A 5,982-nucleotide genomic window follows, 5' to 3' on the forward strand; every position below is an offset into this window, starting at 1 on the left:
CCAAGGTGGATGTTGCGGGTTCGAGTCCCGTCTTCCGCTCCAAATATGCGGGTGTAGCTCAATGGTAGAGCCCTTGCCTTCCAAGCAAGTTACGTGAGTTCGATTCTCATCACCCGCTCCAAAAAAAGACAACTTAATAATTTAAGTTGTCTTTTTTTTGTATACAAAAGAAAAAGGGCATGAAGCCCTTAGGTTTAAATTATCATTTTAAAAGAGAATTTAATTTTTTATTATAGAGCTGTTATTAATAATAAGTGTATTATATAAAATAAGTATATCTTGATTATTAAATTTAATTATAGTTTCTAACAAAGAAGGACTAATATATCTTAAATCAATCAAGGTTATCTTATAATACCTATCTATTAATAGGGGAGCAAGGGAACTTCCAAAAGAGTCTCTAAATATTATGAGCTCCTTACCACTTTTATTATTAGTATTTGTAATTTCAATAAAGGGTGTAGCACCAGATAAAAAAACATCATAGGAATCAAGTTTATCAAGATTATAAACTGAACTAATAGAATTATTATAATTTTTAACTATTGCTGCGTCTATTGTAGAATTATTTAAATAAGTTAATGTATCAGCTTTTATATTTATTGCGGTATATCCATAATATGATCCATAAAAAGGATAATAAGTGTTTTTAGTATAATTCACATCATTAATTTTAAAATTCATCTTTTCTGATAGTAGTTTTACTATAGGAATAAGTTTGTCTTGTCTCCAGTGAAGGTCTGTATTATAGTAAGAATCAATATTTAGATAATTAGTGATATCGATATATTCCATGTTATTTAAGTTTGATTTTATATAATTAAATAGATAGTCATAGTCAAGAGTTAAATATTCATTTGATGATAGGTAATAATTTTTATCTGGAATTATACTGTAATAGACTTTCATTCCTTTAAGATGTTTTTGATAAATGGAATTCATTTTATTTGCAAAGCCTTCTAGATTTTTTTTATTCAATGGATAATCGATTTTATAAACTTTATCCCCTTTTATAAAAATATTATTGCTATTAATAATATTCTTCCATAGCTTTTAATTGCAAAATATAATCCCCATATTATAAAATTCCAGCTTGCACCATGCCAGAAACCTGTAAGAAACCAAACTATAAATATATTCCTTATCCATTTTAGTTTCGAAACTCTATTACCACCTAAAGGTATATATACATAATCCCTAAATAAAGTAGAAAGGGAAATGTGCCAGCGCCTCCAAAAGTCTGTTATAGAAGATGCAATAAATGGATAATTAAAATTTTCAAGAAATTTAAAGCCGAATATTAAGCCCATGCCAATGGCCATATCGCTGTAACCTGAAAAATCAAAATAAATTTGTAAGGTGAAAGCAATAGCGATAGCCCAATAAGATAAAGAACTCATCTCATTTAGGCTTAATAATTTTTTAGAAAATTTGCCAAGAACATTTGCTAATAGAACTTTCTTAGATAAGCCTATGATAAATCTTCTAACACCTAATGCAAACATTTCAAAAGAGTGTTTTCTATTAAATAATTCCTTATGAATAGTACTATATCTGACTATTGGACCAGCAATAAGCTGTGGGAATAAGCATAGGTATGTAGAAAATGATATAAAGCTTGTATCAGCCTTAACATCACCCCTATATACATCAATAATGTAACTGATAGCTTGAAAAGTAAAAAAACTTATTCCTACTGGCATAATAATTTGGAGTGATTTAATATTGGAGTTAAATAAAAAGTTTATATTCTCTATAAAAAAATTAGAATACTTATAATAAAGAAGCATTCCAAGATTAATTATCATTGATATAATAAGATATCTTCCTTTGATTTTTATATTTGTAGATTTATCAATAGCTAAAGCAAGGCTGTAATTTATATAGGAAGATAGAAGTAGTAGAAGAGTATATTTTGGTTCTCCATAAAAATAAAAAAAGATACTAAATAAAAATAAGATGTAATTTTTAAAATTGAAGGGAATAATAAAATATAATATTATAACTGCTGGAAGAAAGTAATATAAAAAGAATATGCTTGAAAATACCATGGTTCTCCTTTCATTAAAGGGGCTATCTACGACAGCCCCTTATTGTGTTATTATTAATTTTTTAAGCTTAGGAATATATTTTTAAAGTCTTCTGAATAATTATTGTCCATAACTAGCAATATTAAATTTCCTATATTTTCAACAACTATTTTATCTTTTTCAACGCCAACACAAACCCATTTAAATGGATCTACATTTTCTTTTATATCATTTTTTATTTTTTCAATATCTACAGAATCTTTAACTCTTACAAGTACTACAGAGTGGGCAGAAGTTGAAAGCATTGGTTCAGAAGCAAGGCCTTCTTCAAAGTCAAGTTCATTAATGCCTAAATAATAAGATAAGTTTTCCTTTGTTAGTTCTGTTGTAACAAGCTCTCCAAGATCTTCATCTAGATCATCATAAAGTTTTGTCATTATATTTTCTAAGCTTTCATCAATTGTACTATTTCCGCTAGCAGCTTTTTCTCCTGTACATCCAACAAATGATAAGGATAAAGTAAATAATAATATCTCTAAGTAGATTTCGTCTGCGGCGAAGATATGATCTAACTGTAGAGTCATTCATATTTAGTTTTTCAGCTATTTCTTTAAGTTTGTAACCTTCATAGTAATAAAGATATATAATAAGTTTATATTTTTGGGGCAAATTCATTATTTTTTCAAATATATACTTATTTTCATTATTAGAAATTGTAAGCTGTTCTTGAAGGGAATCTATATCAACATTTTTTCTCCACCAATGTTTAAGAAAATTTTTGCAGGTATTTGATGCGGTAACGATAAGCCATGCCTTAATATGTTCTTGATTATTAAAAGTTCCATTGTACTGTAAAAATTTAATAAATGTACTTTGTACGGCATCTTCGGTGTCTTGAATATTTTTTAAATACATAAGGCATACTCGGTATACAGTTTCAAAATAGCTGTTATAAACTTGAATGAACTCCTTGTCCGCACGCAACAAAGAGTTTTTCAAATTAAATCACCTCTCTCATATTAAAAACAAATGAAGATATAAAAATGTTGCAAAATAATAAAAAAATTTATGTTTTATTATATCAAAAAAAATATCTATATTATTTAATAATAATTTTGTTATATTAAAACAATATTTGAATACAATGTTTGCAAAAATATACAAAAATGTTATAATTTAATAATGAATAATAGATATATTATAATGTAAGTACAAAGGAGGGATATATATGGACTTTAACTCAAGAGAATTTAATGATTTATATAAATTTGATGGTGATTTAGGGGCGATCTATTCAGAGAAAGAAACTGTTTTTAGGGTTTGGTCTCCAATAGCAGAAAGTATAAAATTAAAACTGTATGGGAAAGAAGGGTATGATTATAATAGAGATTTCATAGAAATTATTCCAATGAATAAATTAGAAAAGGGAATTTTTGAGATAGCAGTAAGCGGAGATTTAGATGGAGAGTATTATAACTATTTAGTTACAATCAATGGAATAGAAAAAGAAGTTGTTGATATATATGCAAAGGCAGTAGGGGTTAATGGAAAAAGAGGAATGGTAATTAATTTAGAGAAGACTAACCCAAAAGGTTGGGAAGAGCATAAAATCCCTGATTATCCTCCTATAGATTCAATTATATATGAAATGAATGTTAGAGATTTTACTATAGATTTAAATTCAAGTCTAGAGGAAAGTTTAAGAGGAAAGTATAAAGGATTAATAGAAGATGGAGTAAGATTAAAAAATAGTTCGATAAAAGTAGGTTTTGATCATTTAAAAGAGTTGGGTGTTAATACAATACAGTTAATGCCAGTCTTTGATTATAAAACTGTTAATGAAGAAAAATACAGTGAAGAGGAATATAATTGGGGATATGATCCTTTAAATTACAATGTACCTGAAGGTTCTTATTCTACTGATCCTTATTTGGGAGAAGTTAGAATAAAGGAATTTAAAGAGATGATAATGAAAGTCCATGAAAATGGATTTAGAGTTGTAATGGATGTTGTGTATAATCATACTTTCGATACTGAGGAATCAAATTTTAATAAAATTTTTCCTGGATATTATTATAGACAAAGTCAAGATGGAGGCTTTTCAAATGGATCAGGTTGTGGAAATGAATTAGCATCTGAGAGAGTTATGGTAAGAAAATTTATTTTAGATTCTGTTAAGTATTGGGCAGAAGAGTATAAAATAGATGGTTTTAGATTTGATTTAATGGGACTTCATGATTTAGATACAATGCTTGAAATACGAAGAGAACTAGACAAAATAAATAAAAATATAATAATTTATGGAGAAGGATGGACTGGAGGTTCAGCAGCTTTAAGTTATGATAAAGCTGCTGTAAAATTTAATATTAATAAAGTAAAGGATATGCAAGTAGGAGTTTTTAGTGATGATATAAGAGATGCTATAAAAGGTGGAGTATTTTTTGGAAGAGAAGGTGGCTTCATAAATGGATGGGATAATTACGAAGAAAGCTTGAAATTTGGAATAGTAGCATCAGTATATCATCCAGATATAGATTATAATAATGTTAAGTATTCAAAGTGGCCTTGGGCTAATGAACCATATCAGGTAATAACTTATACATCAGCTCATGATAATTATACATTATGGGATAAGATATGTTTAGTTGAAGAAGGCTTAAGTGAAGAAGAAAGAATAAAAATAAATAAACTTGCAGCAGTAATAATATTGACATCTCAGGGAATACCATTTATTCATTCTGGTGATGAGATTTTAAGAACAAAAAAGGAGAAGGATGGTACTATTATAGACAATAGTTACAAATCACCTGATTATGTTAATAAAATAGATTGGCAAAGAAAAGAAAAATATTTAGATGTATTTAATTATTATAAAGAATTAATAAATTTGCGAAAAAAACATAGAATATTTAAATTAAATAATGCAGAGGAAATAAGAGAAAATATAAAATTTTTAAATTTTGGAAGAGAAATTAATGATAGAAATGTAGTTGCTTATATTGCCAACGGTAAAAATGTTAATGATGATTTAGGAAAGATAGTTGTAATATTTAATGGAAATAAGAGACCTATAGAAGTTAAATTAGATTATTATAAATTCAAAGTTATATTGGATAAAGATAAAATTGATGAAAATGGTCTATATAATATAGAAGGAAATGTTATTAAGATAGATTCAATATCAGCTATGATACTCTCTTATATTGAATAAATAATAAGATTAATTGTTTTAATAATCAGCCTGATAAATTGTAAAGAAATATATATTTGAAAGAAACTCCTAGGTTTGCCTAGGAGTTTCTTAGTTAATTGTACATTATGCATTCAGAATCATTTTGGTGCATCTAGAGGGAATTGAACCCCCGACCACTGGATTCGAAGTCCAACGCTCTATCCAACTGAGCTATAGATGCATATTTTAAATAATACAAGTTATATTATATCATAATAAATTATTTTTTAGCAAACAATGCATATATAGAAGATATTAATAGAAAAATAAAAAGGGAGATTATTCTTTATTAACTTAAACTTTTCCTGGTGTATCAACATATGTTATATGAAGAAAAATAGAATATTTTGTAGAAATATATGAATAATTTAATAAAAATAGAAGAAGTATAATAGTATAAATATTAAGTGATGATATAATAATCAATGTCGTCGTTGCGAACAAGTCAATTTAAATAATAAAAATTAATAATAAAAAAATGTTGACAAGAGTTTAAGATGATGATAACATAAAGAAGTCGCCTAAAGGCGATAAAATTTCAAATTAGTAATACAAACTTGCTTTTTGAAAGAAGATCTTTGAAAATTGAACAGAATATAAGTTAAGTAAAGATAAACCAGCAATTCTTTTGAACGTCTAAGATTAACTCAAAGAAATTTGAGACAGATTAAACTTTTTAGTGAGAGTTTGATCCTGGCTCAGGACGAACGCTGGCGGCGT

The 5,982-nt window shown here is 27.1% G+C and carries 5 protein-coding genes and 2 tRNA genes; 2 read left to right on the plus strand and 5 right to left on the minus strand.

Annotated features, from left to right (window positions below; all coding sequences use genetic code 11):
• Positions 1-47: 47 nt before the first annotated feature.
• Positions 48-121: transfer RNA gene (locus KQI16_RS09120), tRNA-Gly, on the plus strand.
• Positions 122-219: 98 nt separating this feature from the next.
• Here the strand turns inward: KQI16_RS09120 and KQI16_RS09125 are convergent.
• From KQI16_RS09125 to KQI16_RS09140, 4 genes are read right to left on the minus strand one after another with little or no spacing between them, the layout of a single operon-like run.
• Positions 220-978 (minus strand): DHHW family protein, encoded by a 759-nt coding sequence (locus tag KQI16_RS09125; RefSeq protein ID WP_286173019.1) that lies wholly within the window; start codon positions 976-978, stop codon positions 220-222.
• 32 nt (positions 979-1,010) lie between these two features.
• Entirely contained in the window at positions 1,011-2,051 is a 1,041-nt protein-coding gene (locus KQI16_RS09130) for an MBOAT family O-acyltransferase (protein ID WP_216433757.1), read from the minus strand.
• 53 nt (positions 2,052-2,104) lie between these two features.
• On the minus strand, positions 2,105-2,614 hold the full coding sequence (locus tag KQI16_RS09135) for a DUF4358 domain-containing protein (protein ID WP_286173020.1): 510 nt from the start codon (positions 2,612-2,614) through the stop codon (positions 2,105-2,107).
• The gene (locus tag KQI16_RS09140; RefSeq protein WP_216433761.1) at positions 2,505-3,029 is read right to left on the minus strand and encodes an RNA polymerase sigma factor; all 525 of its coding nucleotides are present in this window, start codon (positions 3,027-3,029) and stop codon (positions 2,505-2,507) included. Before KQI16_RS09140 ends, KQI16_RS09135 begins: the two co-directional genes overlap by 110 nt.
• Positions 3,030-3,258: 229 nt before the next feature.
• Here KQI16_RS09140 and pulA point away from each other — a divergent pair, with 229 nt between their 5' ends.
• Positions 3,259-5,241 carry a type I pullulanase gene (gene pulA / locus KQI16_RS09145; protein ID WP_216433764.1) on the plus strand — a complete coding sequence of 661 codons (1,983 nt, stop codon included), beginning with the start codon at positions 3,259-3,261 and terminating at the stop codon, positions 5,239-5,241.
• 125 nt (positions 5,242-5,366) lie between these two features.
• Here the strand turns inward: pulA and KQI16_RS09150 are convergent.
• Positions 5,367-5,443, minus strand: a tRNA-Arg gene (locus KQI16_RS09150).
• Positions 5,444-5,982 lie beyond the last annotated feature (539 nt).

The sequence above is a fragment of the Caproiciproducens sp. MSJ-32 genome, from assembly GCF_018918055.1.
Lineage (GTDB): Bacteria > Bacillota > Clostridia > Clostridiales > Clostridiaceae > Clostridium.